The organism is Pseudomonas sp. GW821-FHT02C04 (assembly GCF_059421845.1).
In genome coordinates this window covers 268,998-290,548 of the sequence record NZ_JBWKVT010000002.1, presented here as the reverse complement: position 1 = coordinate 290,548, position 21,551 = coordinate 268,998, and the positions used below count along the sequence as shown (strand labels likewise).

The 21,551-nt window shown below is 61.3% G+C and carries 20 protein-coding genes; 8 read left to right on the top strand and 12 right to left on the bottom strand.

Going from position 1 to position 21,551, the window contains the following annotated elements; genetic code table 11:
- Positions 1 to 12: 12 nt before the first annotated feature.
- The 3 genes from AC07VV_RS09420 to AC07VV_RS09410 all read left to right on the top strand — a co-directional run bounded on the left by AC07VV_RS09420 (position 13) and on the right by AC07VV_RS09410 (position 2,918).
- Positions 13 to 1,038 carry a putative 2-aminoethylphosphonate ABC transporter substrate-binding protein gene (locus AC07VV_RS09420; protein WP_134828424.1) on the top strand — a complete coding sequence of 342 codons (1,026 nt, stop codon included), beginning with the start codon at positions 13 to 15 and terminating at the stop codon, positions 1,036 to 1,038.
- A gap of 189 nt (positions 1,039 to 1,227) precedes the next feature.
- Entirely contained in the window at positions 1,228 to 2,361 is a 1,134-nt protein-coding gene (locus tag AC07VV_RS09415; RefSeq protein ID WP_495036075.1) for a TIGR03364 family FAD-dependent oxidoreductase, read from the top strand.
- Positions 2,361 to 2,918: a phosphonate degradation HD-domain oxygenase gene (locus tag AC07VV_RS09410; RefSeq protein WP_495036074.1), complete on the top strand. Its 558-nt coding sequence runs from the start codon at positions 2,361 to 2,363 to the stop codon at positions 2,916 to 2,918. The genes AC07VV_RS09415 and AC07VV_RS09410 overlap by 1 nt, the downstream gene beginning before the upstream one ends.
- A gap of 9 nt (positions 2,919 to 2,927) precedes the next feature.
- Here the strand turns inward: AC07VV_RS09410 and AC07VV_RS09405 are convergent, their stop codons facing one another.
- Together AC07VV_RS09405 and AC07VV_RS09400 are read right to left on the bottom strand one after the other, a co-directional pair.
- Positions 2,928 to 4,304, bottom strand: a complete 1,377-nt coding sequence (locus AC07VV_RS09405; protein WP_495036073.1) for a GTPase/DUF3482 domain-containing protein — start codon at positions 4,302 to 4,304, stop codon at positions 2,928 to 2,930.
- Positions 4,297 to 5,676 (bottom strand): DUF2868 domain-containing protein, encoded by a 1,380-nt coding sequence (locus AC07VV_RS09400; RefSeq protein ID WP_495036072.1) that lies wholly within the window; start codon positions 5,674 to 5,676, stop codon positions 4,297 to 4,299. The genes AC07VV_RS09405 and AC07VV_RS09400 overlap by 8 nt, the downstream gene beginning before the upstream one ends.
- An 85-nt stretch (positions 5,677 to 5,761) precedes the next feature.
- Between AC07VV_RS09400 and AC07VV_RS09395 the strand changes: the two genes are divergently transcribed.
- A complete protein-coding gene (locus AC07VV_RS09395; protein ID WP_007953436.1) occupies positions 5,762 to 6,274 on the top strand; it encodes a dihydrofolate reductase in 513 nt (170 codons plus the stop codon).
- A gap of 40 nt (positions 6,275 to 6,314) precedes the next feature.
- Here AC07VV_RS09395 and AC07VV_RS09390 read toward each other — a convergent pair whose 3' ends face one another.
- On the bottom strand, positions 6,315 to 7,706 hold the full coding sequence (locus tag AC07VV_RS09390) for an L-cystine transporter (RefSeq protein ID WP_085689555.1): 1,392 nt from the start codon (positions 7,704 to 7,706) through the stop codon (positions 6,315 to 6,317).
- A gap of 240 nt (positions 7,707 to 7,946) precedes the next feature.
- Here AC07VV_RS09390 and AC07VV_RS09385 point away from each other — a divergent pair, with 240 nt between their 5' ends.
- The gene (locus AC07VV_RS09385) at positions 7,947 to 9,008 is read left to right on the top strand and encodes an HAD family hydrolase (RefSeq protein WP_096817534.1); all 1,062 of its coding nucleotides are present in this window, start codon (positions 7,947 to 7,949) and stop codon (positions 9,006 to 9,008) included.
- A gap of 61 nt (positions 9,009 to 9,069) precedes the next feature.
- Here the strand turns inward: AC07VV_RS09385 and ilvD are convergent, their stop codons facing one another.
- The 5 genes from ilvD to AC07VV_RS09360 form a co-directional block, all read right to left on the bottom strand.
- The gene (gene ilvD, locus AC07VV_RS09380; protein ID WP_096817537.1) at positions 9,070 to 10,911 is read right to left on the bottom strand and encodes a dihydroxy-acid dehydratase; all 1,842 of its coding nucleotides are present in this window, start codon (positions 10,909 to 10,911) and stop codon (positions 9,070 to 9,072) included.
- Between the two features lie 255 nt (positions 10,912 to 11,166).
- Positions 11,167 to 12,399, bottom strand: coding sequence for a multidrug effflux MFS transporter (locus AC07VV_RS09375; protein ID WP_495036071.1), 1,233 nt, complete (start codon positions 12,397 to 12,399; stop codon positions 11,167 to 11,169).
- Positions 12,392 to 13,348 carry a diiron oxygenase gene (locus AC07VV_RS09370; RefSeq protein ID WP_495036070.1) on the bottom strand — a complete coding sequence of 319 codons (957 nt, stop codon included), beginning with the start codon at positions 13,346 to 13,348 and terminating at the stop codon, positions 12,392 to 12,394. The genes AC07VV_RS09375 and AC07VV_RS09370 overlap by 8 nt, the downstream gene beginning before the upstream one ends.
- Entirely contained in the window at positions 13,345 to 14,418 is a 1,074-nt protein-coding gene (locus AC07VV_RS09365) for a SagB family peptide dehydrogenase (RefSeq protein ID WP_495036069.1), read from the bottom strand. Before AC07VV_RS09365 ends, AC07VV_RS09370 begins: the two co-directional genes overlap by 4 nt.
- A 439-nt stretch (positions 14,419 to 14,857) precedes the next feature.
- Complete coding sequence (locus tag AC07VV_RS09360; protein ID WP_096817544.1) at positions 14,858 to 16,054, bottom strand: class I SAM-dependent rRNA methyltransferase; 1,197 nt, start codon at positions 16,052 to 16,054, stop codon at positions 14,858 to 14,860.
- A 266-nt stretch (positions 16,055 to 16,320) separates the two neighbouring features.
- Here AC07VV_RS09360 and AC07VV_RS09355 point away from each other — a divergent pair, with 266 nt between their 5' ends.
- The 3 genes from AC07VV_RS09355 to AC07VV_RS09345 all read left to right on the top strand — a co-directional run bounded on the left by AC07VV_RS09355 (position 16,321) and on the right by AC07VV_RS09345 (position 18,364).
- Complete coding sequence (locus AC07VV_RS09355) at positions 16,321 to 17,133, top strand: HDOD domain-containing protein (RefSeq protein ID WP_173861305.1); 813 nt, start codon at positions 16,321 to 16,323, stop codon at positions 17,131 to 17,133.
- Between the two features lie 25 nt (positions 17,134 to 17,158).
- Positions 17,159 to 17,971, top strand: coding sequence for a bifunctional DNA-formamidopyrimidine glycosylase/DNA-(apurinic or apyrimidinic site) lyase (gene mutM, locus AC07VV_RS09350; RefSeq protein WP_192559222.1), 813 nt, complete (start codon positions 17,159 to 17,161; stop codon positions 17,969 to 17,971).
- Between the two features lie 69 nt (positions 17,972 to 18,040).
- Positions 18,041 to 18,364, top strand: a complete 324-nt coding sequence (locus AC07VV_RS09345) for a multidrug transporter (protein ID WP_102619681.1) — start codon at positions 18,041 to 18,043, stop codon at positions 18,362 to 18,364.
- A gap of 38 nt (positions 18,365 to 18,402) precedes the next feature.
- On the opposite strand, the gene AC07VV_RS09340 is transcribed toward AC07VV_RS09345, so the two are convergent.
- The 4 genes from AC07VV_RS09340 to AC07VV_RS09325 all read right to left on the bottom strand — a co-directional run bounded on the left by AC07VV_RS09340 (position 18,403) and on the right by AC07VV_RS09325 (position 21,534).
- The gene (locus tag AC07VV_RS09340; RefSeq protein ID WP_003195146.1) at positions 18,403 to 18,654 is read right to left on the bottom strand and encodes a YfhL family 4Fe-4S dicluster ferredoxin; all 252 of its coding nucleotides are present in this window, start codon (positions 18,652 to 18,654) and stop codon (positions 18,403 to 18,405) included.
- Between the two features lie 102 nt (positions 18,655 to 18,756).
- Positions 18,757 to 19,236, bottom strand: a complete 480-nt coding sequence (gene coaD / locus AC07VV_RS09335; protein WP_003229157.1) for a pantetheine-phosphate adenylyltransferase — start codon at positions 19,234 to 19,236, stop codon at positions 18,757 to 18,759.
- A 115-nt stretch (positions 19,237 to 19,351) separates the two neighbouring features.
- A complete protein-coding gene (locus AC07VV_RS09330; protein WP_493065681.1) occupies positions 19,352 to 20,947 on the bottom strand; it encodes a GMC family oxidoreductase in 1,596 nt (531 codons plus the stop codon).
- 41 nt (positions 20,948 to 20,988) lie between these two features.
- A complete protein-coding gene (locus AC07VV_RS09325; protein WP_495036068.1) occupies positions 20,989 to 21,534 on the bottom strand; it encodes a twin-arginine translocation pathway signal protein in 546 nt (181 codons plus the stop codon).
- Between the last annotated feature and the right edge of the window lie 17 nt (positions 21,535 to 21,551).

Sequence of the window (21,551 nt, the reverse complement as noted above, 5' to 3'; positions counted from 1 at the left end):
AGGAAAACGATCATGTTCAAGCCTATGGCCCTGGCCGCTGCTGTGCTCGCTACTTTCAGCCTGAATGCCTTCGCGGCAAAAACCGAGTTGACGGTGTACACCGCCCTCGAAGCCGAACAACTGACCGCCTACAAGGCTGCGTTCGAAAAGGCCAACCCGGACGTCGAGATCAAGTGGGTGCGCGATTCCACCGGGATCATCACCGCCAAGCTGTTGGCCGAGAAAGAGCGTCCACAGGCTGATGCGGTGTGGGGTCTGGCGGCATCGAGCCTGGCGATCCTCGATCAGCAAGGCATGCTGCAAAGCTATGCGCCGAAGGATCTGGGCAAGATCGGCGCGAACTACCGCGACGCCGCCAACCCGCCAGCCTGGGTCGGTATGGACGTCTGGGCTGCGACCATCTGCTTCAACACCGTCGAGGCCGAGAAACAAGGCCTGACCAAACCGGTGAGCTGGCAGGACCTGACCAAGCCTGAGTACAAAGGCAAGATCGTGATGCCGAACCCGGCCTCGTCCGGCACCGGTTTCCTCGACGTCAGCGCCTGGCTGCAAACCTTCGGCGAGAAGCAGGGCTGGGCTTACATGGACGGTCTGCACCAGAACATCGGCCAGTACGTTCACTCCGGTTCCAAGCCTTGCAAACTGGCGGCTGCCGGTGAGTTCCCGATCGGGATTTCCTTCGAATACCCGGCCGTACAGTTGAAACGCCAGGGTGCGCCGCTGGACATCATCCTGCCGAAGGAAGGCCTGGGCTGGGAGATCGAAGCGACTGCCGTGATCAAAGGCACGCCGCACGAAGAGGCTGCGAAGAAACTGGCTGACTTCTCCGCCAGCGCTCCGGCGATGGATCTGTACAAGGAAAACTTCGCCGTCCTCGCACAGCCTGGCATCGCCAAGCCGCAGACCGAACTGCCGGCTGATTATGAGCAGCGCCTGATCAAGAACGACTTTGCCTGGGCCTCGAAGAACCGCGACGAGATCCTGACCGAATGGCGCAAGCGCTATGACGGCAAGTCCGAGAAAGTGGTCGCCAAGTAAATCTTCTTACCCGATCGTTCCCTGACGGAGCGTTGATCGTTCCCACGCTCCGCGTGGGAATGCAGCCAAGGACGCTCCGCGTCCTCTGTGACGCAGAGCGTCACGGTATTCATTCCCACGCAGACGGTTCGACGCCTCGACGTGGGAACGATCAAGCGCCTGGACGCGGGAACGATCATTGGGGGCTTCATGACACAACACAAAGACTTGCTGATCGTCGGCGCCGGCATCCTCGGCCTGTCCCACGCCTACGCCGCCGCCCGGCGTGGTCTCAAGGTCACGGTTTTCGAGCGCACCGCTACGCCACTCGGCGCGTCGGTACGCAACTTCGGCCAGGCACTGGTCACCGGACAGCCACCGGGCCCGATGCTCGAACTGGCCAAGGCCAGCCGCGAGATCTGGGGCCAGTGGGCACAGCTCGCCGGCCTGCAACTCAAGCGCAACGGCTCGTACCTGTTCGCCCGCACCGAGGCCGAAGAGCACTTGCTCGAAGCCTTCTGCGCCGGGCGCGCCGTGGAGCATGACTATCGCGTCGAGCTGCTGCGCGGTACCGAATTGCGCGATCTGTATGGCGGCCAGTTCAGCCATCACCGCGCCGCGCTGCACGGGATGGACGATCAACAACTGTATTCCCGGGAAGCGATTCCGGCGCTGATCGATTACCTGCGTCGCGAACTCAACGTCGAGTTCCACTTCTCGACGCTGGTGCGCGATGTCGAGCCGGGGCGTCTGCACAGCACCGCCGGGATCTTCACCGCCGAGCAGATCATCGTCTGTTCCGGTCATGATTATCAGACCTTGCTGGCCGAGCCGATTGCCGCCCTCGACCCACAGATCTGCCGCCTGCAAATGCTCCGCGCCCGGCCGCAGATCGACCTGAACCTGCAACATGCCTTGCTCACTGGCCTCAGCTGCGTGCACTACGGCGCCTTCGCCGACTTGCCGGAAGCCGCAGCGGTGCAGGCGCAGATCCTGCGCGAACAACCGCATCTGCAGGAAAACGGTATTCACCTGCTGATCAGCCCGACGCCGTATGGCGAGCTGATCATCGGCGACTCGCACCACTACGGCAGCGATCCGTCGCCGTTCAACGCCGAGCAGGTCGACAACTGGATGCTCGAACTGGCCGAACAGACCCTCGGCTGCAAGGTGCAAGTGGTCGAGCGCTGGCAGGGTGTCTATGGTTCCCGTGGACCGGGGCCGTTTTCCTTCCTGCGTCCGGCGCCGGGGCTGAGTGTGGCGCTGATGCACAGCGGCGTCGGCATGAGCGTCGCCCCGGCCATGGCCGAGGGCAATGTTGCACAGCTGTTTGGAGATAATTGATGTTGAGTCACGAGCAAGTCATCGACCGGGTGTTCGGGCTCTATGAGCGGTTCGGCGCCAGCGACTACATCGGCGAACCGGTGTCACAGATCGAGCACATGTCCCAGGCTGCGCAACTGGCCATCGCCGAAGGCTTTGACGATGAAGTGGTGCTCGCCGCGTTCTTCCACGACATCGGTCATTTGTGTGCCGAGGGCGCGGAGAACATGGGCGGTTATGGCGTGGTCAGCCACGAGCGCCTTGGCGCGGACTATTTGCGTGAGGCCGGCTTCAGTGAACGCATGGCGCGGTTGGTGGAGTATCACGTTCAGGCCAAGCGTTATCTGACGCTCAGGGAGACGGGTTATTACGAACGCTTGAGCGAAGCCAGCCGCCGCACCCTGGAATATCAGGGCGGGGTGATGACGGAGGCCGAAGCGGATGCGTTCGAGCAGGATCCGCTGTGCGCCGTCAGTCTGAGGATGCGCCAGTGGGATGAGCTGGCGAAGGAAATGGCCGTGCCGGTGATGGATCTGGGTGTGCTGAAAGACAAAGCGGCGCGGGTTCTGGCGGCCTAAGGTCAGCCACTATAAATCTACAGCCAGCAACTCGATCTGCTCCTGCCGTTCCGCCTGATTCAGCTTGGGATGCGGATTGAGCGAAGACCATTGCGGATGCGCCCGCGCCTTGTTCAGCGCTTCCGGCAACTTACCCTCGCGCCAGGTCTTGTCTAGCGGCGTCGCCACCTGAACGGCGTCCATCGCTGCATGCCCGCGGGCATTCAGCGCTTGCAGCAGTTGCCGTTGACGTAATGCCAAGAGGCGCAACACGTTGTCGTCTACCGTCAACTCTCGCTGCCCTTTGATCTTTCCGAGCAGGCGATTGCCATAACTGCGGGCGGTTTGCAGGGCGCCGCCGGCAATTGCGCCGGCCAGGGCGGCGGCGCCGAGGGTGATGCCGCCCACCAGCAAATCCACACCCGCTCCGGCGGCTGCACCGGCCGCAATCCCGCCGCCGACCCGCACGCCCAGTTGCTTGAGGGTTTCCGGATTGAACAGGTCATCGCCCCAACGCCCGTCGAGCAGCGGCAGATCGCTGGCGGCAGCGTCTTGCGGACGGAAAGCGTACAGCTTGAGCAGCGCTTCGACGCATTTCTGCTCGCGTTGGCGCACGGCCTTGCGCAGTTCGCTGATGGCCTGTTGTTCCTGTTCAGCGTTGCTCGCCACACTGCGCCGGCAGGCAGCACAGTCAATCAGCAATTCGGCGATCAGGCGTGCGGCACTTTGTTCGCGGGCGAGGCGTTGGGCCTGTTGATCGGCGATCAGGCGTTCAAGTTGTGGGCGGGCATTTTCCAGTAGCAACGCAAGGCTTTCATACAGTCGTCGCTCGCCGTCTTCGGGCGGGGCGACGCTGTCGAAACGCACCAGCGCATGCAGGCCGAGACGCGCCAGTGCTTCGCGCCAGTCCGGTTCGCGGTGGTTGGCGCTGCTGACGAAATTCAGTACCGGCAGCAACGGTTTGCCGCAACTGGCCAGCACTTCCAGTTCGTCGCGGTACTTGGCCAGCACTGGTTCGCGGGCGTCGATCACGTACAGGCCGGCATCGGAATCGAGCAGTTGCCGCAGCACCTTGGCTTCCTGTTCGAAACGCTGGCGCGCTTCGCTGCCGTCGAGAAAACGCGCCAGTCGCGCCGGGCCATCGAGGCGTTCGCCGGGGCGTTCCAGTCGTTCGAGAAAATCCAGCAGGGCGATGGCATCTTCCAGACCGGGTGTATCGTAGAGGTCGAGCAACGGTTCGCCATCCACCGACAATCGCGCGCCTTCGACATGTCGCGTGGTGCTCGGGCGATGGGAGACTTCGCCGAAGCCGACGTCGCGAGTCAGGGTGCGCAGCAGCGAAGTCTTGCCGACGTTGGTGTGGCCGACCACCGCCAGTTTCAGCGGTGCTTTCCAGGCGTCAGTCATGTCCGTGCTCCAGCCAGTTCAACGGGGCGCAATCGGCAAATGGCAGTTCGAGTTGTTGCAACGCCACGTGCCAGTCGCCCAAACGCTCGGCGTCCAGCGCCTGTCCCGATGGTGCCTGCAACAGCCAGACGCGGGTCGCGGCGGCATTGCGCGCCAGCTCGGCGATCAGCGCAAGACTGCCGCGATCCGGCGAGCGCCGTGGATCGCAGGCAATTGCGAGGCGCGCTGGCGGGAAGCGGCTGAGCTGTTCGAGCAGTTTGTTGCGTGATTCACGACTATCGAGGATGCCGGCGTTGCTGACGTTTTTCGGCAGTGTCGGTGGCCATGGGTGCTGATCGTCGAGTTCGATTGCTACGAGTAATGCGCCATCGCTGGCGTGTTCGCCGACTGAGCTTTCAACGCGGTGCAGTTGCGCAGGCTCAGGGTCGGTGATGCCGAGGCGTTCGCTGGTCGGCATCAGGCGTTCGCGCAGTTGGGCGTAACCGGGCAGGTTCAGGTCCAGACGCAAGCGATCGCGCCCGCGTTTCCAGCGCCAGCGGCAGAACAGCATCAAGGCCAGCCGTGGCAGAACCCCATAGATCAACACCGCACCGACCAGCCAGATCGCCCAGGACTGACGAACCAGTTCGCGGTTGTAATCGGTATCCAGCGTTACGCGAATCATGTCCACACGTGGTGCAGACCAACCCAACGTATTGGGAATGACCGCCAATGCATCCGTCAGGGCGGTGAAGAAGTCGGCGCCGAATAACGTGCTTTCCCAGATGAAGTCATAGCGTCGGGCGGCCATCATCAGTACCAGCATGCTCAAGGCACTGAGCATAATCAGCAGCCACAGGCCATTGACCAGCGTACCGAGCGCCCAGCGGTTGAGTTTGTGCCGTTGCAGCAATACCAGCAGCGCGGGTGGTAGTTGCGCGGCTTTGGCATCCCGGGCAAATTTTTCGCTGAGCCATAGCCACAGCCGGCCGAGTGCTGCGCCGTGTTCGCCGGCGAACAGCAGGCCGAACAGCCAGCTCAGCAGCAGGATCAGATTCACCCCGAGCAATGTGCCCAGCGCCCAGAAAATATTCACCGCTCGCGTGCCGTCGCCAAGTGTGGAGAAGGCCATCCCGGCACCGGTCACGCAGGCCAGCAGCACCATCAACAGCAGCGCCAGGCGCGCGCCTTGCAGCCAGTGCTTGAGCGCAGAGGTCAGCCCATCGCGCTCGGCCAGCCACAAGGCCCGGCGCTGAATGCGGCTCGGCAGATCGCCGCCGGCCGCGCGGGCCAGGCGATTGGCTTCCAGATCGTCCAGCGGGCCTGCGTGTTCTTCGCGCAGGCGCACGGTTTCGGTGAGCCATAGGTTTTGCAGTGGAGTCAGTTCAGTCACGCGGCATCCCGTTGCTTGATTGAGCCGTGAGCATAACCGCTGTGGCGCTTATCGGGGTAAGGGCGGCTCTGGTATCCTCGCCGGCATGACTAAATCACTCCCCCTCAGCCTGATCGCAGCCCTCGGTGAAAACCGTGTGATCGGCGTCGACAACAGCATGCCCTGGCACCTGCCGGGGGACTTCAAATACTTCAAGGCCACGACGCTCGGCAAGCCGATCATCATGGGCCGCAAGACCTGGGATTCGCTCGGGCGTCCGCTGCCGGGCCGTCTGAATATCGTGGTCAGCCGTCAGGCCGGTCTGGTGCTGGAAGGGGCGGAAGTCTATCCGTCGCTGGAAGCCGCCGTGGTTCGCGCCGAAGAGTGGGCGAAAGAGCAGGGCGTCGATGAATTGATGCTGATTGGCGGGGCGCAACTGTATGCGCAGGGGCTGGCGCAGGCGGATCGTCTGTATCTGACCCGTGTGGCGCTGAGCCCGGAAGGCGATGCGTGGTTTCCGGAGTTCGATCTCAACCAGTGGAAACTGGTGTCGAACGTGCCGAATCCGGCTGAAGGCGACAAACCGGCTTACAACTTCGAAGTCTGGGAAAAAGCCTGAATCTGTAGCGAGGGAGCACGCTCCCTCGCTACAACGTCAATCAAGCCTGAGCAAGCTCCGCATGCTCATCGGCATCCAGCAGGGCCTTGTCGGTCTGCTGCATCACCTGGCTGGTAATCGCGCCAGCGGTGATCGAACCACTCACGTTCAGCGCCGTACGACCCATGTCGATCAGCGGCTCGACCGAAATCAGCAACGCCACCAGCGAAACCGGCAAGCCCATGGCCGGCAGCACGATCAGTGCCGCGAAGGTCGCACCGCCACCCACGCCCGCCACACCGGCTGAACTCAAGGTCACAATCGCCACCAGCGTCGCGATCCACAGCGGATCCAGCGGGTTGATGCCGACCGTTGGTGCAACCATCACCGCCAACATTGCCGGGTACAGACCGGCGCAGCCGTTCTGGCCGATGGTCGCGCCGAACGAGGCTGCGAAGCTTGCAACCGATTGCGGAATGCCCAGACGACGGGTCTGCGCTTCGATGCTCAGCGGGATGCTCGCGGCGCTGGAACGGCTGGTGAACGCGAACGTCAGCACCGGCCAGATCTTGCGGAAGAAACGCAGCGGGTTGATCCCGGCCGCCGACACCAGCAGGCCATGCACCACGAACATCAGGCCCAGACCGAGGTACGACACCACCACAAAACTGCCGAGCTTGATGATGTCTTGCAGGTTGGAACCCGCCACCACTTTGGTCATCAGCGCCAGCACGCCGTACGGGGTCAGCTTCATCACCAGGCGCACCAGACGCATCACCCAGGCTTGCAGGGTGTCGATGGCGTTGATCACTTTCTGACCTTTCTCGACGTCATCCTTGAGCAGTTGCAGCGCGGCAACCCCCAGGAATGCGGCGAAGATCACCACGCTGATGATCGACGTCGGCTTGGCCCGGGCCAGATCGGCGAACGGGTTCTGCGGGATGAACGACAGCAGCAGTTGCGGCACATTCAGGTCGGCGACCTTGCCGGCATAGTCGGTCTGAATGGTTTGCAGACGGGCCATTTCCTGAGTGCCGGCGACCAGGCCTTCGGCGGTCAGGCCGAACAGGTTGGTCAGGCCGATGCCGATCAGCGCCGCAATTGCGGTGGTGAACAGCAACGTGCCGATGGTCAGGAAGCTGATCTTGCCCAGCGACGAAGCGTTGTGCAGACGGGCCACGGCGCTGAGGATCGAAGCGAACACCAGCGGGATCACAATCATTTGCAGCAGTTGCACGTAACCGTTGCCGACCAGATCGAACCAGCCGATCGAGGCTTTCAGTACCGGGTTGCCGGCACCGTAAATCGTGTGCAGCGCGACGCCGAATGCCACGCCCAGCACCAGCGCGAGCAGGACTTTTTTCGCCAGGCTCCACGAGGTGTGACGGGTTTGTGCCAGACCGAAGAGCAGGGCGAGGAACACCAGCAAGTTGAGAATCAGGGGCAGATTCATGAGGACTCCAGAAAAGACTGTGCCAACAACCTTCCGGGGCTGTTGCGAACCGGCAAGCCTAACAGTTTGATTTCCAATGAATTAATACCGAAATCGAAGGTCGTCCGTCGTTTTTGGAATAAGCGGGTGTCGCTCTCGGGGATGCAACTGGCGCGGAAGGGACGCGGACGGTCGCTGACAGACGAGGACTGTCACATTTATTTGTTAGCGTCGATTTCTTTGACTCAGGGAGAAGTGTCCATGAAGTTTGCACCGAAATTTCTGGCTGTCGCGCTGACTGTGGGGATGGGCCTGGCCACTCAGGCGTTCGCCACCGACCTGAAACACTGGCCGGCGGATCAGGCCAAGGCGCTGGATGCGATGATCGCCGCCAACGCCAACAAGGGTAACTACGCGGTGTTCGACATGGACAACACCAGTTACCGCTACGACCTCGAAGAGTCGTTGCTGCCGTTCATGGAAAACAAGGGCCTGATCACCCGCGACAAGCTCGATCCCTCCCTGAAACTGATGCCGTTCAAGGACACCGCCGACCACAAGGAAAGCCTGTTCAGCTACTACTACCGCCTCTGCGAAGTCGACGACATGGTCTGTTATCCATGGGTCGCGCAGGTGTTCTCCGGTTTCACCCTCAAGGAACTCAAAGGCTACGTCGATGAGCTGATGGCGTCGGGCAAACCGGTACCGGCGACTTATTACGATGGCGATGTGGTGAAGAACCTCGACGTCCAGCCGCCGAAAGTCTTCGCCGGTCAGGCCGAGCTGTACAACAAGTTGATGGAGAACGGCATCGAGGTCTACGTGATGACCGCCGCCTCCGAAGAACTGGTACGGATGGTCGCGGCCGATCCGAAGTATGGCTACAACGTCAAACCGCAGAACGTGATCGGTGTATCGCTGCTGCTCAAGGACCCGAAGACCGGCGAACTGACCACCGCGCGCAAGCAGATCACCGCCGGCAAGTATGACGAGAAGGCCAACCTCGGCCTGGAACTGACGCCTTACCTGTGGACCCCGGCGACCTGGATGGCCGGCAAGCACGCGGCGATCCTGACCTACATCGACGAATGGAAAAAACCGGTGCTGGTGGGCGGCGACACCCCGAGCAGCGACGGCTACATGCTGTTCCACAGTGTCGACGTGGCCAAGGGCGGCATTCACTTGTGGGTCAACCGCAAGGACAAGTACATGACTCAGCTCAACGGCATGATGGCCAAACACGCAGCGGCGCAGGCGAAGGAAGGTTTGCCGGTGACGGCGGACAAGAACTGGGTGATCGTGAAGCCGGAAGAGATTCAGTAATCCTCAAGGCAAAAAAATGCCCCGCACTTGGCGGGGCATTTTTATGCGCGACGGTTAAGTATCACAGCCCGTCGAGCATCGCCTTGTTACGCACCGCACCCTTGTCGGCGCTGGTGGCCAGCAGGGCGTAGGCCTTGAGGGCGGTGGTCACTTTGCGTGGACGTATTTCCACCGGTTTCCAGCCCTTCTTGTCCTGCTCGACCCGGCGTGCCGCCAGTTCTTCGTCGCTGATCAACAGGTTGATCGAGCGGTTCGGAATGTCGATCAGCACCTTGTCACCGTCCTGTACCAGACCGATCGCGCCGCCGGCTGCAGCTTCTGGCGAAGCGTGGCCGATGGACAGGCCGGAGGTGCCGCCGGAGAAACGGCCATCGGTCAGCAGGGCGCAGGCTTTGCCCAGTCCTTTGGATTTCAGGTACGACGTCGGGTAGAGCATTTCCTGCATGCCCGGGCCGCCTTTCGGGCCTTCGTAGCGAATGATGACGATGTCGCCTTCCTTCACTTCGTCGGCGAGGATGCCACGCACGGCGCTGTCTTGGCTTTCGAAGATCTTCGCGTTGCCTTCGAAGACGTGGATCGATTCATCGACGCCGGCGGTTTTCACCACGCAGCCGTCGAGGGCGATGTTGCCGTACAGCACGGCCAGGCCGCCTTCTTTCGAGTAGGCGTGTTCGAAACTGCGGATGCAGCCGTTTTCACGGTCGTCGTCCAGGGTTTCCCAACGGGTCGACTGGCTGAACGCGGTCTGCGTCGGAATGCCGGCCGGGCCTGCCTTGAAGAAATGGTGCACGGCTTCATCGTCGGTCTGGGTGATGTCCCACTTGGCGATGGCTTCTTCCATGCTGCGGCTGTGCACGGTCGGCAGGTCGGTGTGCAGCAGGCCGCCACGGGCCAGCGAACCGAGGATGCTGAAGATGCCGCCGGCGCGGTGCACGTCTTCCATGTGGTACTTCTGGATGTTCGGCGCGACTTTGCACAGTTGCGGCACTACGCGCGACAGGCGATCGATGTCGCGCAGGTCGAACGCGATCTCGGCTTCCTGGGCAGCGGCGAGCAAGTGCAGGATGGTGTTGGTCGAACCGCCCATGGCGATGTCGAGCATCATGGCGTTTTCGAACGCCTTGAAGTTGGCGATGTTGCGCGGCAGTACCGACTCGTCGTTCTCACCGTAATAGCGTTTGCACAGTTCGACGATGGTGCGGCCGGCCTGCAGGAACAGCTGTTCGCGGTCACTGTGGGTGGCGAGGGTCGAACCGTTGCCCGGCAATGCGAGGCCCAGGGCTTCGGTCAGGCAGTTCATCGAGTTGGCGGTGAACATGCCGGAGCACGAACCGCAGGTCGGGCAGGCGCTGCGCTCGTACTCGGCAACCTTCTCGTCAGAAGCGCTGGAGTCGGCGGCGATGACCATGGCGTCGACGAGGTCGAGACCGTGGCTGGCCAGTTTGGTCTTGCCGGCTTCCATCGGGCCGCCGGAGACGAAGATCACCGGAATGTTCAGGCGCAGGGCGGCCATCAGCATGCCCGGGGTGATCTTGTCGCAGTTCGAGATGCAGACGATGGCGTCGGCGCAGTGGGCATTGACCATGTACTCGACGGAGTCAGCGATGATCTCGCGGCTCGGCAGCGAATACAGCATGCCGTCGTGGCCCATGGCGATGCCGTCGTCCACGGCGATGGTGTTGAATTCTTTCGCCACGCCACCGGCGCGTTCGATTTCACGGGCAACCAGTTGGCCCAGATCCTTCAGGTGAACGTGGCCCGGTACGAACTGGGTGAAGGAGTTGGCAATCGCGATGATCGGCTTCTTGAAGTCGTCATCTTTCATCCCGGTGGCGCGCCACAGTGCGCGGGCGCCGGCCATGTTGCGGCCGTGGGTGGATGTTTTCGAACGGTAATCTGGCATGGAGCACTCCGGGCGGCTAATCAGGTATCAAAAGGGAGTGAGCTTCTATTGACGTCTGGAACACTCAGAAATGGCCGTGTGTCCTGAAGTTGCCGATGACGTTGCGGGATCGCCGCTGGTCTCAGCCTGAGCTCATAAACCCGCCGGGGATGAATGGCGATGAATCTCGCGATTCTACACCGCTGGCGTCAGGAGGGAATGGCGCAAAACGTTGTTCCAGCGCTGACGCCCCGTGCGGAATGACGACTGGCAGGTTTAATCGCCACCCGGCTGTGCGATGGCACCGGTTTGCAGGATTCTGGCGCGGCGGCTGATCCGGTTGTTCAAGGCGAGCGCCACACCACTGAGCAAGACAAAGCTGTAACCCAGGGTGGATTGCAGGTTGGTCGGGCTCAGACTGATCAAGGCACTGATCAAACCGCCGCAGATGAAAGTGATTGTGCTGCCGGCCGAGGCCGAGGTGCCGGCGTTGTCCGGAAACAGGCTCATGGCCCGGGAGGTGGCGGCCGGTCGGGCAATGGTGGTGCCGGCGGTGCAGATCAGCATCGGGATCAGCACTGTCGCCGGAGCCAGTGCAAAGCTCGATGACAGGTACAGCATGCTCACCCCGGCGAACAGGATCAGGCTCAGGCCGACGACCATCTGCTGGCCGCTGGTGATGCGCCTGCTCAGCACGCTGGCGAGGATGCCCCCCGTGACGTATGCCGCACCGTAGATCAGCAGGATCAAGGAAAATTCGTAGGCGGACAGTTGCAGCCGGTCCATGAAGATCAGCGGCGAGATCACGATGAATGAAAAGTGGCAGGCGAACGCAAATGCCGAAATCAGCCAGTAGCCGACGAAGTCGAAATCCCCCAGGACCCGTCGGTAAGCCGTGAGGAAGTTCGTACGTGTGCCACTGGCGCTCGGTCGGGTGTTTTCCAGAAACAACCAGGCCTTGAGCAGCACCACGACGGATAATGCGATGAACACCCAGAAGCTGCCACGCCAGCCCAGTGTTGCCTGCAAAAACGTGCCTGCCAGTGGTGATACCGAGATGAAAATCCCGCCGGCAGTGACCATCAGGATTCGCAGACGATCGCGTTCCTCGCCTTCGAACAGATCCTGGACCAGTGCCTGGGACAGCACGAAACAACCACATCCCAGCGCCTGAACGACCCGGAATATCAGGAACAGCGAATAGTCCGAGGTCATCACACACCCGAGGGCGCCGAGCATTGAAACGCTCATGCCGGCGAGCAGCAGGCCCTTGCGACCGATCACATCCGACAGCGGCCCGATCAGCAACTGGGCGAAGGCGATACCGACGGCGAACAGGCTGATGGACAGCGCGATGTCTGCCGGAGTACTGCGAAAGTGTTCGGCCAGTGCCGGGAACGAAGGCAGCAGGACATCCAGCGGAAAGACCCCCAGCAACACCATCGCCAGCAACAGGCTGACGGCCCCGTGACGTTGTCGGGTCGTCACCCCGGATTTTCCTTTATCCATCGATCAATCCTGCCTTGGCGAAAAGTATCTGGTTTTGTGGGTCGGCGAAAAATCCGGCTTTCTTCAGTGCATTCAACGTGGCGATGCTGCCTGCCCGTGTGCGCAACCGGGCGGCTTGTACCGTTACCAGCTTGCCGAGTATCTCCGTCACGACGCTGTCGGCAATCCCGGCGTTGCACAGGCTTTGTTGCAGCCACGGTTCATCGATTTCGAAGAAGATTCCGAGGATCTCAAGCAGGGTGGCTGCGGTGAAGGTTCGTTGTTGTGCGCCCAGGTGCAGCCAGAGGTAGTGGAACACTTCAGTGAAATAGCGACTGTGGCGCGCTTCGTCCGTGAGGTGATCGCGCAGCATGTCGTTGACCCCGGACACCAGGCTGTCCCGGCAGACGTCGAGCAGCTCCCGGGCAATGATGGTTTCCGAGACGAAGCCGAGCAGGAACCCTGTCAGCGGTCGCTGCTCTTGAGGGGTTCTGGCGATCAGCCCGTTCATCCGCGTGATGCGCCTGGGCATCACCGGACGCCCGGTGATGGCGTAGAACCCGGCGATCTGTTCCGCGACCTGATGGGAGAACAGGGCGTGATAGCCCTCATCGGTGTAGAGCTGCAGCGCGGCGGTTTTCATGGAGGGCGGAACATCGACCGGCAGTTCGCCGTGGACGATGACTTCCACGGCGCGATTGACGATGCAGTGTTCAAGCAACGTGGTGTAGTCGAGAAAGTGCACCAGATGACTGGCCGTGAGCCGATGCACTATCGATCGTCCCGCCGCTTCGATGGCCGGGTGGGCGAGATAGGGCAGAAATGCCGGCGGGAACCAATGACGGGTTTCCAGTTGTTGCGCGATATCAGGCGGCAAGCGGTAATCGTGGGCGCTGGTACGTACCGAAGCGCGGGTGTTCCAGTCGCTCAGTGAAAACTCGAAGACCGGTGCTTGGGAGAGCAGGCTCATGTTTGCGTCTCGTGCAACAGGTCGCGCATTTCCTGGCACATCGCCTGACCGTCGCTTTCGCCGCAACCGACAAAGAACAGCGGTTGCTCGGTACCGTTTTCGAGTTGCAGCAATGTGTCGACCTGATCGTCGGTAAATGCGCCTGTCAGCCAGGTGTTCATGCCTAGCGCGGTGGCGGCCAGTTGAAACGTCTGTGAGAGATGCCCGGCCTCGACGAACGCCATTCGATAGGCGCGTGAGTGGGGATATTTCCACCAGAGCCTGTCGAAGCGGGCGGTGATGAACAGGCCCAGTGGCAGGTTGTTGATGAAGTGCTGGCCTCCCAGCAGATTGCCCAGCGCTGTGTCGGGCGACGGGTTGATCAGGCTCAAGGCGTGTTCGGCCGGGTGATAGGCATATACGCCAGGTGCCAGGCCTTCGACGTTCTGGATCAGCAGGTAACCTTCGCAGGCATTGAGCCCGCCACCGGAAGGGCTGCTGCGGCGGGCGGCGAGTCCTTCGGCGATGCTGTCGTCGCAATCGCCTTCGCGCTCGCGCAGATAGCCGAGAGTCAGGTACAGCAAGGAGCCGACATCACTCAGCCGAACGGCTGAACCGGTGAAGGACCGGCAGGTTTTTCGCCGGGTCAGGGCGTTCGACAGACTGTCGTCATGCAGTGTCGACGACGCGGGGAGAGCGATGCGTCTGCCTGAAGCGCGCTCAGCCGTGTCATCGGCGGGGGGCGAGGAGGCGAGCACTTCGTTGCAATGTTCCAGGTATTGTCTGGCCCATTCATGAATATTTCCCGGAATATATTCGCGGGGAATGTTGCGGGTGCCGATGTGATAAATCTTCGACAGTTCATCCCAGCCCCAGACTGGGTTGTTTATTGTCGATGTTGTCAGTATTCCGGCATTGAGTAGCTGTGTATCTATGATGTTGTCGTTATCGTACAGCTCGGGATTGTGGATTAGTTGTGCGAGGCGAGATGAATAGTCCAGGTCAAGTTCATGTTGCGTGTGATTTTTATAGTTCCAGACTATTTGGCCGGGCGTGCGCGGCAATATGAATAGATAGGGATTTATCTGCATGTTCAGGCAAGGCTCTCTGGATAGGTCATCAAAAGACGCTGGGTAGCCGGCAATACCCAGCGGCAGCCCTACTTATCGGGTTTTAGGTGCAACCAGAAAAGCCAGGTTTGCGATTTTGCGGGATTCCAGAGTAATTGCTTTCATGTTTGAACTCCTTGTTCATTGATGCTTCGTTGTTTGTTGAGTGTCACCTCGTGGTGACGACTTAATAATAGTTTGTAATGGATTAATCGCAAGCGGATATTAAGTAGGAATATTCCAGTAATTTTGTCGGAGTGATCTTCCGCTTGAAAAGGTCTTGTAAGTTAGGTGTTGGTAAATGTTGGATGTAAGGAAATGTCCTGCACGGTGACCGGACGGTAAATGTAGGAAAGCCAATAATGAAAGGCAAAAAGAAGGGGAGCCCGTTGGCTCCCCTTCTTAATAAGCATCGATACCGTTAGCTGTTGGGCAGCAGACGGCAGGTGATGCTCTTGATGTAGCGGGTTTCCGGAATGGCCGGGTGCACCGGGTGATCCGGGCCCTGACCACCGCGCTCCAGCAACTGGATGTTGCGGTCCAGGTGGCGGGCGCTGGTCAGCAGGATGTTCTGCAGATCGTCTTCCGGCAGGTGCATCGAGCACGAAGCGCTGAACAGGATGCCGTCCTTGTTGAGCAGGCGCATGGCTTGCTCGTTCAGGCGACGGTAGGCGCCTTCACCGTTTTTCATGTCCTTCTTGCGTTTGATGAACGCAGGCGGATCGGCAACGATCACGTCGAAGCGCTCTTCGCTGGCCTTGAGTTCCTTCAGGGCTTCGAAGACGTCGCCTTCGATGCAGGTCATCTTGTCGGCAAAACCGTTCAGCGCGGCGTTGCGCTCGACGCCGTCGAGAGCGAAGCCCGAGGCATCGACGCAGAACACTTCGCTGGCGCCGAATGCGGCAGCCTGCACACCCCAGCCACCGATGTAGCTGTAGAGGTCCAGCACGCGTTTGCCTTTGGCGTAAGGGGCCAGGCGCGCGCGGTTCATGCGGTGGTCGTAGAACCAGCCGGTTTTCTGGCCCTGAATCACCGGGGCTTCGAATTTCACGCCGTTCTCTTCCAGCGCCACCCACTCCGGCACCAGGCCGAACACGGTTTCGGTGTAACGCTCGAGGCCTTCGGCATCACGGGCGGCGGAGTCGTTCTTGAACAGGATGCCGCTTGGCTTGAGCACTTGGGTCAGCGCCGCGATCACGTCATCTTTATGGGCTTCCATGGTCGCCGAAGCGATCTGCACCACGAGGATGTCGCCGAAACGGTCGACCACCAGGCCCGGCAGCAGATCGGAGTCGCCGTAGACCAGACGATAGAACGGCTTGTCGAACAGGCGATCGCGCAGCGACAGGGCCACGTTCAGGCGATGCACCAGCAGCGACTTGTCCAGCGGCAGCTTGATGTCGCGCGACAGCAGGCGGGCGCAGATCAGGTTGTTCGGGCTCATGGCGACGATGCCCAGCGGCTTGCCGCCGGCGGCTTCGAGGATCGCCTGGTCACCGGCCTTGAAGCCGTGCAACGGGGTCGCGGCCACGTCGATTTCGTTGCTGTAGATCCACAGGTGACCGGCGCGCAGGCGACGGTCGGCGTTGGCTTTGAGGCGCAAGCTAGGCAGGGACATGACGTCGCTCCGGAAAAAAGAGCGGGAGTATACCGTGTTGCGCTGCACGCGGGTTCGGTGCTGGACATGTGGCGCGCAAGCCCGGCCGGTCAGCGGCTGAAGGCAGAATTCGCCAGATGGTCTTGAATGAAAGTTTCCGCCGATCTGCCCCCAAAGTGTCGTTCGTCGGTTTTTAGGGGTTAGAATCGCCGCCTGTCCCAGAGTGTGTACTTATGTCCCAAGAGCTGACCACCGAACAGATTCAACAGTCCCTGCAAGGCATCAGCGTGCCTGCGCAACCGCAGATCATGGTGGATCTGCAAATGGAGCAGTACATGCCCGACCCGGATCTGGAGACGATCGCCAAGCTGATCTCCCAGGACCCCGGCCTGTCCGGCTCTCTGCTGAAAATCGTCAACTCGCCGTATTACGGCCTGAGCAACAAGATCACTTCGATCAAGCGCGCGGTGAACCTGCTGGGCAGTCGTTCGATCATCAACCTGATCAACGCGATGTCGATCAAGGGCGAGATGAACGATGACACCATCGTCACCCTGAACCGCTTCTGGGACACCGCCCAGGACGTGGCCATGACCTGCCTGACCCTGGCCAAGCGCGTCGGCACCGAAGCGAGCGACGAGGCCTATGCGTTGGGCCTGTTCCATGACTGCGGTGTGCCGCTGATGCTCCAGCGTTTCCCGGATTACATGAAGACGCTCGAAGAGGCCTATGCCAACGCGGGTGCCGAACGCCGGGTTGTGGACACCGAGAACGATGTCTACAACACCAATCACTCGGTGGTCGGTTACTACACCGCCAAGTCCTGGCGCCTGCCGGAACACGTCAGTGCGGCCATCGCCAACCACCACAATGCGATGGCGATCTTCAGCGACGAGACTTCACGCAACAGCCAGATGAAAAACCTGCTGGCGATCCTGAAAATGGCCGAGCACATCTGCGCGTCGTATCGGGTGCTGGGCAACCAGACCGAAGACTTCGAATGGCAGGCCGTCGGGCCGCTGGTGCTCGAATACATCGGCCTCTCGGATTACGACTTCGAAACGTTGAAGCAGACGATCCGCGAACTTGGCGCACATTGATTTAGCAAACTGATTCGAGACCCCCATGCCTGAATTGCCGGAAGTCGAAACCACCCGTCGCGGCATCGCCCCGCACCTGGAAGGCCAGCGCGTCAGCCGGGTGATCGTGCGTGACCGGCGGCTGCGCTGGCCGATTCCCGAAGACCTCGATGTGCGCCTGTCCGGGCAGCGCATCGTGCTGGTCGAGCGGCGCGCCAAGTATCTGCTGATCAACGCCGAGGTCGGCACACTGATCAGCCACTTGGGCATGTCGGGCAATCTGCGGCTGGTTGAAGTCGGGCTGCCGGCGGCCAAACACGAGCATGTCGACATCGAGCTGGAATCCGGCCTGGCCCTGCGCTACACCGATCCTCGGCGCTTCGGGGCGATGCTCTGGAGTACCGACCCGCTCAATCACGAATTGCTGATTCGCCTGGGCCCGGAGCCGTTGACCGATCTGTTTGATGGCGAGCGTCTCTATCAGTTGTCACGCGGGCGGTCGATGGCGGTCAAGCCGTTCATCATGGATAACGCAGTGGTGGTGGGCGTCGGCAATATTTACGCGACTGAAGCGTTGTTCGCCGCCGGTATCGATCCGCGTCGCGAAGCCAAGGGCATTTCCCGGGCGCGCTATCTGAAGCTGGCAATCGAGATCAAGCGCATCCTCGCCGCCGCCATCGAACGTGGCGGCACTACGTTGCGCGACTTCATCGGTGGTGATGGGCAGCCGGGGTATTTCCAGCAGGAACTGTTTGTCTACGGGCGTGGTAACGAGCACTGCAAAGTCTGCGGCACCGGTCTGCGGGAAGTGAAACTGGGTCAGCGTGCCAGCGTCTTCTGTCCGCGCTGCCAAAGCTGAGCGCAAAAGCTGAAAAAGTCCTACGGTCTATAGTGAGTTGTCTCACTGTTCAGCCCGAAGGATCGTGCCATGAAATCCTCGCAAGCCCTGTTTCTCGCACTGCTGCTGTGTTCCGGCCTGACCGTTCATGCCACGGAAGGCGGCAGCGGTGACCCGCGATACGCCATCCAGAACCCACCAGCCTACGCCATGATCGGCGATCTGCTGATTGCCCGCCCCTTGCTGGTGGCGGCGACGGTGATCGGTGCGGGGGCGTTTGTGGTGTCGTTGCCGTTTACCGCGCTGGGTGGCGGTGTCGGCGATGCGGGGGAGGCGCTGGTGGTGGCACCGGCAAAAGCGGCGTTCGTGCGTTGCCTGGGCTGTACCGGGGAAGGATTCGAGCAGCGTGAATGACGCGATCGCAGCCTGGCGCTGCGATCGGGGTCAGAGACTCAAGCCTTGCCGGTAATCTTGCGGTATTTCTCCATCAACTGTTCTTCAGTCTCCGGATGGGCCTCGTCCAGTGGAATGCAATCCACCGGGCAGACCTGTTGGCACTGCGGCTCGTCGTAGTGGCCGACGCACTGGGTGCACAGGTTCGGGTCGATCACGTAGATCTCTTCGCCCTGGGAAATGGCGGCGTTCGGGCACTCAGGTTCGCAGACGTCGCAGTTGATGCAATCGTCGGTGATGATCAGGGACATGCTAACTCCAGCCGGGGCGGCGGGCCCGGGCGCAATAAATCAATGCGCGCAATTGTGCCGCATTGGCGCCCGCAGTGCACGCGGGCGCCGTTTGAACGGTCGTTACTTCTTGAAGCGCAGGGTCAGGGCGTCAGCCACTGCCGGGTGGACGAACTTGCTGATATCGCCGCCCAGGGCTGCAATTTCCCGCACCAGCGTCGAGGAAATGAACGAATAACGCTCGGACGGGGTGAGAAACAGGCTCTCCACATCCGGTGCCAGTTGGCGGTTCATGTTGGCCAGCTGGAATTCGTATTCGAAGTCCGACACCGCGCGCAAACCACGCAGGAACACATTGGCGTTCTGCTCTTTGGCGAAATGCGCCAGCAGCGTCGAGAAGCCGACCACTTCTACGTTCGGCAGGTGTTTGGTGACCTCGCGGGCCAGCTCGACCCGTTGTTCCAGCGGGAACAGCGGATTCTTCTTGGGGCTGGCGGCGACGGCGATGATCACATGGTCGAACAGGCGCGAGGCGCGTTCGACCAGATCGCCATGGCCCTTGGTAATAGGGTCGAAGGTACCTGGGTACAACACTCGGTTCATCGCGTCGTCCTGGCGGGAATCCGTTGGGGAGTCGGATGGTATCGCAGCCGTCCCGGTCGGCCAAGTCGCCTTTTGGGTAAGAAAGCACTATAGACGGTACGAATTTTCGGCTTTTTCACGGGTTTCTCAACCGTTCGCCGAGGGATGTCGCCAGTTGCGCCGTCAGACCATATACCGACAGCTGCGGGTTGGCGCCGATGCTGGTGGGGAACAGCGAGCCGTCATGAATCGACAGATTGCGCAGTTGATGATGCCGGCCAAGGCTATCGGTGACGGCGGTTTTCGGGTCTTCGCCCATCGCACAACCGCCCATGACGTGGGCGCTGCCCAGGCGGGTGCGGTACAGCTCAAGGCTCAAGCCGTCGATCATTTTGCGTGCCTCGGCCAGACTGTTCACGTAGCGCGCATCGGCGTGCATCGGCATCACCGCTTTGGCGCCACCGGCGAACTGGATTTCGGCCATGACGTGGAAGGCCCGGCGCAAACCGTCCCAGGCGTAGGACGACACCTGATAATCGAGCACCGGCGAGCCGTCGCCACGCAATTCGACACTGCCGCCCTGGCTGTCCTGATGAAAGCCGTCACGCAGCAACGCCAGCATGGCGTGGGTATGGGGCAGGTCGGCCATGTGCTGCGCGTTTTCCTGGCCGAAGCCGCCGAGCAGGGTGGCGGCCAGCGCCGGGTGCAGCGGCGGCACTTCGAGTTTGAAGGCCATCGGCCCGGTGGTGCCGTCCTTCCACTGGAAGTGGTCGGAGTAGATCGACTGCGGCGCCCCATAAAACGGGTTGATGACCTCGTCGAAGCGCCCGGCGGACATGTTCACCGGATGCAGAAAGGTGCGTTTGCCGAGGCGCTGATGGGGATCCGGCGCATCCGAGCGCAGCAGCAGGGCAGGGCTGTTGATCCCGCCGCCGGCCAGCACGTAATGGCGGGCCTTGACCGTGATCTTGCGTCCGGTCGGTTCGACGCAGCGTTCGTCCATCGCCACGCATTGCAGCCCGGTCACTTTGTCGCCGCTGATCAAGAGCTTTTCGGCGCGGGCCAGATAAAGCAGTTCACCGCCCTTTTCCAGGGTCGCCGGAATGGTCGTGACCATCATCGATTGTTTGGCGTTGGTCGGGCAGCCCATGCCGCAATAACCCAGATTCCAGCAGCCGCGCACGTTGCGCGGGATCACGTGCCAGCTGTAGCCCAGTTGTTCGCAGCCTTTGCGGATCACGTCGTTGTTGGCGTTGGGTGGAATCATCCACGGGGCGACGCCGAGGCGCTGTTCCATTTTTTCGAACCACGGCGCCATGTCGACGGGGCTGTGGCCTTTGACGTTGTGTTCTTTGGCCCAGTGTTCGAGGGTCGGCTCGGGGGTTCGGAAGCTCGATGTCCAGTTGATCAGGGTGGTGCCGCCGACCGCGCGGCCCTGAAGGATGGTGATCGCGCCGTCCTTGCTCATGCGGCCGATGCCTTCCTGATAGAGGCTGCTGTAGGCCTTGTCTTCCAGCATCTTGAAGTCGCTGCTGGTCTTGAGCGGACCTTCTTCAATCAGCAACACCTTGTAGCCGGCGGCACTGAGGATTTCCGCCGTGGTGCCGCCGCCGGCACCGCTGCCGATGATGGCCACGTCGGCTTCCAGGGTCAGGTCATCGGTCAGTTGTGCGCCGTTGTAGGTTTTCCAGCCACGGGCAAGGCCTTCGCGAAACGGGTCAGGTACGGGCATCAATCAGGCTCTCTTATTATTGTTCGGGGGAGGCGCGTGTCTCAGACGGTGGGCGGGCCGGGATAACCGCAGTGCGCCCAGGATTCGGCGCGGGTGTACCAGGCCATCATCACCATTTGCTGCAGGGAACTGTGGCCCATGCGCAGCAGGCTCAACGAGCTGTTTTCCCAGCGATCGAGGAAGTGCCGGATCGCCTCGGGACTGGCGTTTTCCCAGCTGCCCCAGATCCCGGTCAGCGGCCCACGGGTCACGGCCATGCCCAGCACGTCGAACAATTGCCGGGTGAGTTTGAGCATTTCCGGCGACAGGTGATCGAGGCTGTAGTCCAGGGACTTCAGCGCTCCGTCGACAGCGGCGGGCATCTTCTCCACCGCGACGGCGCCATCGAGCATCACCGGAATCAGCGCGCGCAGAAACAGCAGGTCGCCGCTACGCAACGCGGCGAATCCGTTGGCCGATACGCTCGACGAACAGCCGCTGAGGCTGGCGCCTAGGCCGGCGGTGGCGAGGAAAGCCGTGGCGCCCAGGCTGAATTTCAGCAGGCCACGGCGCGACAGTGCAGGTGTTTCGGTCAGGCTTGGGTGCATTGTTGTTATTACCCGGC

What these genes read in the sequence shown, in the direction of transcription:
- AC07VV_RS09420 (WP_134828424.1), top strand. Translation starts at nt 13, where the DNA reads ATGTTCAAGCCTATGGCCCTGGCCGCTGCTGTGCTCGCTACTTTCAGC.
- AC07VV_RS09415 (WP_495036075.1), top strand. Translation starts at nt 1,228, where the DNA reads ATGACACAACACAAAGACTTGCTGATCGTCGGCGCCGGCATCCTCGGC.
- AC07VV_RS09410 (WP_495036074.1), top strand. Translation starts at nt 2,361, where the DNA reads ATGTTGAGTCACGAGCAAGTCATCGACCGGGTGTTCGGGCTCTATGAG.
- AC07VV_RS09405 (WP_495036073.1), bottom strand. Translation starts at nt 4,304, where the DNA reads ATGACTGACGCCTGGAAAGCACCGCTGAAACTGGCGGTGGTCGGCCAC.
- AC07VV_RS09395 (WP_007953436.1), top strand. Translation starts at nt 5,762, where the DNA reads ATGACTAAATCACTCCCCCTCAGCCTGATCGCAGCCCTCGGTGAAAAC.
- AC07VV_RS09390 (WP_085689555.1), bottom strand. Translation starts at nt 7,706, where the DNA reads ATGAATCTGCCCCTGATTCTCAACTTGCTGGTGTTCCTCGCCCTGCTC.
- AC07VV_RS09385 (WP_096817534.1), top strand. Translation starts at nt 7,947, where the DNA reads ATGAAGTTTGCACCGAAATTTCTGGCTGTCGCGCTGACTGTGGGGATG.
- ilvD (WP_096817537.1), bottom strand. Translation starts at nt 10,911, where the DNA reads ATGCCAGATTACCGTTCGAAAACATCCACCCACGGCCGCAACATGGCC.
- AC07VV_RS09375 (WP_495036071.1), bottom strand. Translation starts at nt 12,399, where the DNA reads ATGGATAAAGGAAAATCCGGGGTGACGACCCGACAACGTCACGGGGCC.
- AC07VV_RS09370 (WP_495036070.1), bottom strand. Translation starts at nt 13,348, where the DNA reads ATGAGCCTGCTCTCCCAAGCACCGGTCTTCGAGTTTTCACTGAGCGAC.
- AC07VV_RS09365 (WP_495036069.1), bottom strand. Translation starts at nt 14,418, where the DNA reads ATGCAGATAAATCCCTATCTATTCATATTGCCGCGCACGCCCGGCCAA.
- AC07VV_RS09360 (WP_096817544.1), bottom strand. Translation starts at nt 16,054, where the DNA reads ATGTCCCTGCCTAGCTTGCGCCTCAAAGCCAACGCCGACCGTCGCCTG.
- mutM (WP_192559222.1), top strand. Translation starts at nt 17,159, where the DNA reads ATGCCTGAATTGCCGGAAGTCGAAACCACCCGTCGCGGCATCGCCCCG.
- AC07VV_RS09345 (WP_102619681.1), top strand. Translation starts at nt 18,041, where the DNA reads ATGAAATCCTCGCAAGCCCTGTTTCTCGCACTGCTGCTGTGTTCCGGC.
- AC07VV_RS09340 (WP_003195146.1), bottom strand. Translation starts at nt 18,654, where the DNA reads ATGTCCCTGATCATCACCGACGATTGCATCAACTGCGACGTCTGCGAA.
- coaD (WP_003229157.1), bottom strand. Translation starts at nt 19,236, where the DNA reads ATGAACCGAGTGTTGTACCCAGGTACCTTCGACCCTATTACCAAGGGC.
- AC07VV_RS09330 (WP_493065681.1), bottom strand. Translation starts at nt 20,947, where the DNA reads ATGCCCGTACCTGACCCGTTTCGCGAAGGCCTTGCCCGTGGCTGGAAA.
- AC07VV_RS09325 (WP_495036068.1), bottom strand. Translation starts at nt 21,534, where the DNA reads ATGCACCCAAGCCTGACCGAAACACCTGCACTGTCGCGCCGTGGCCTG.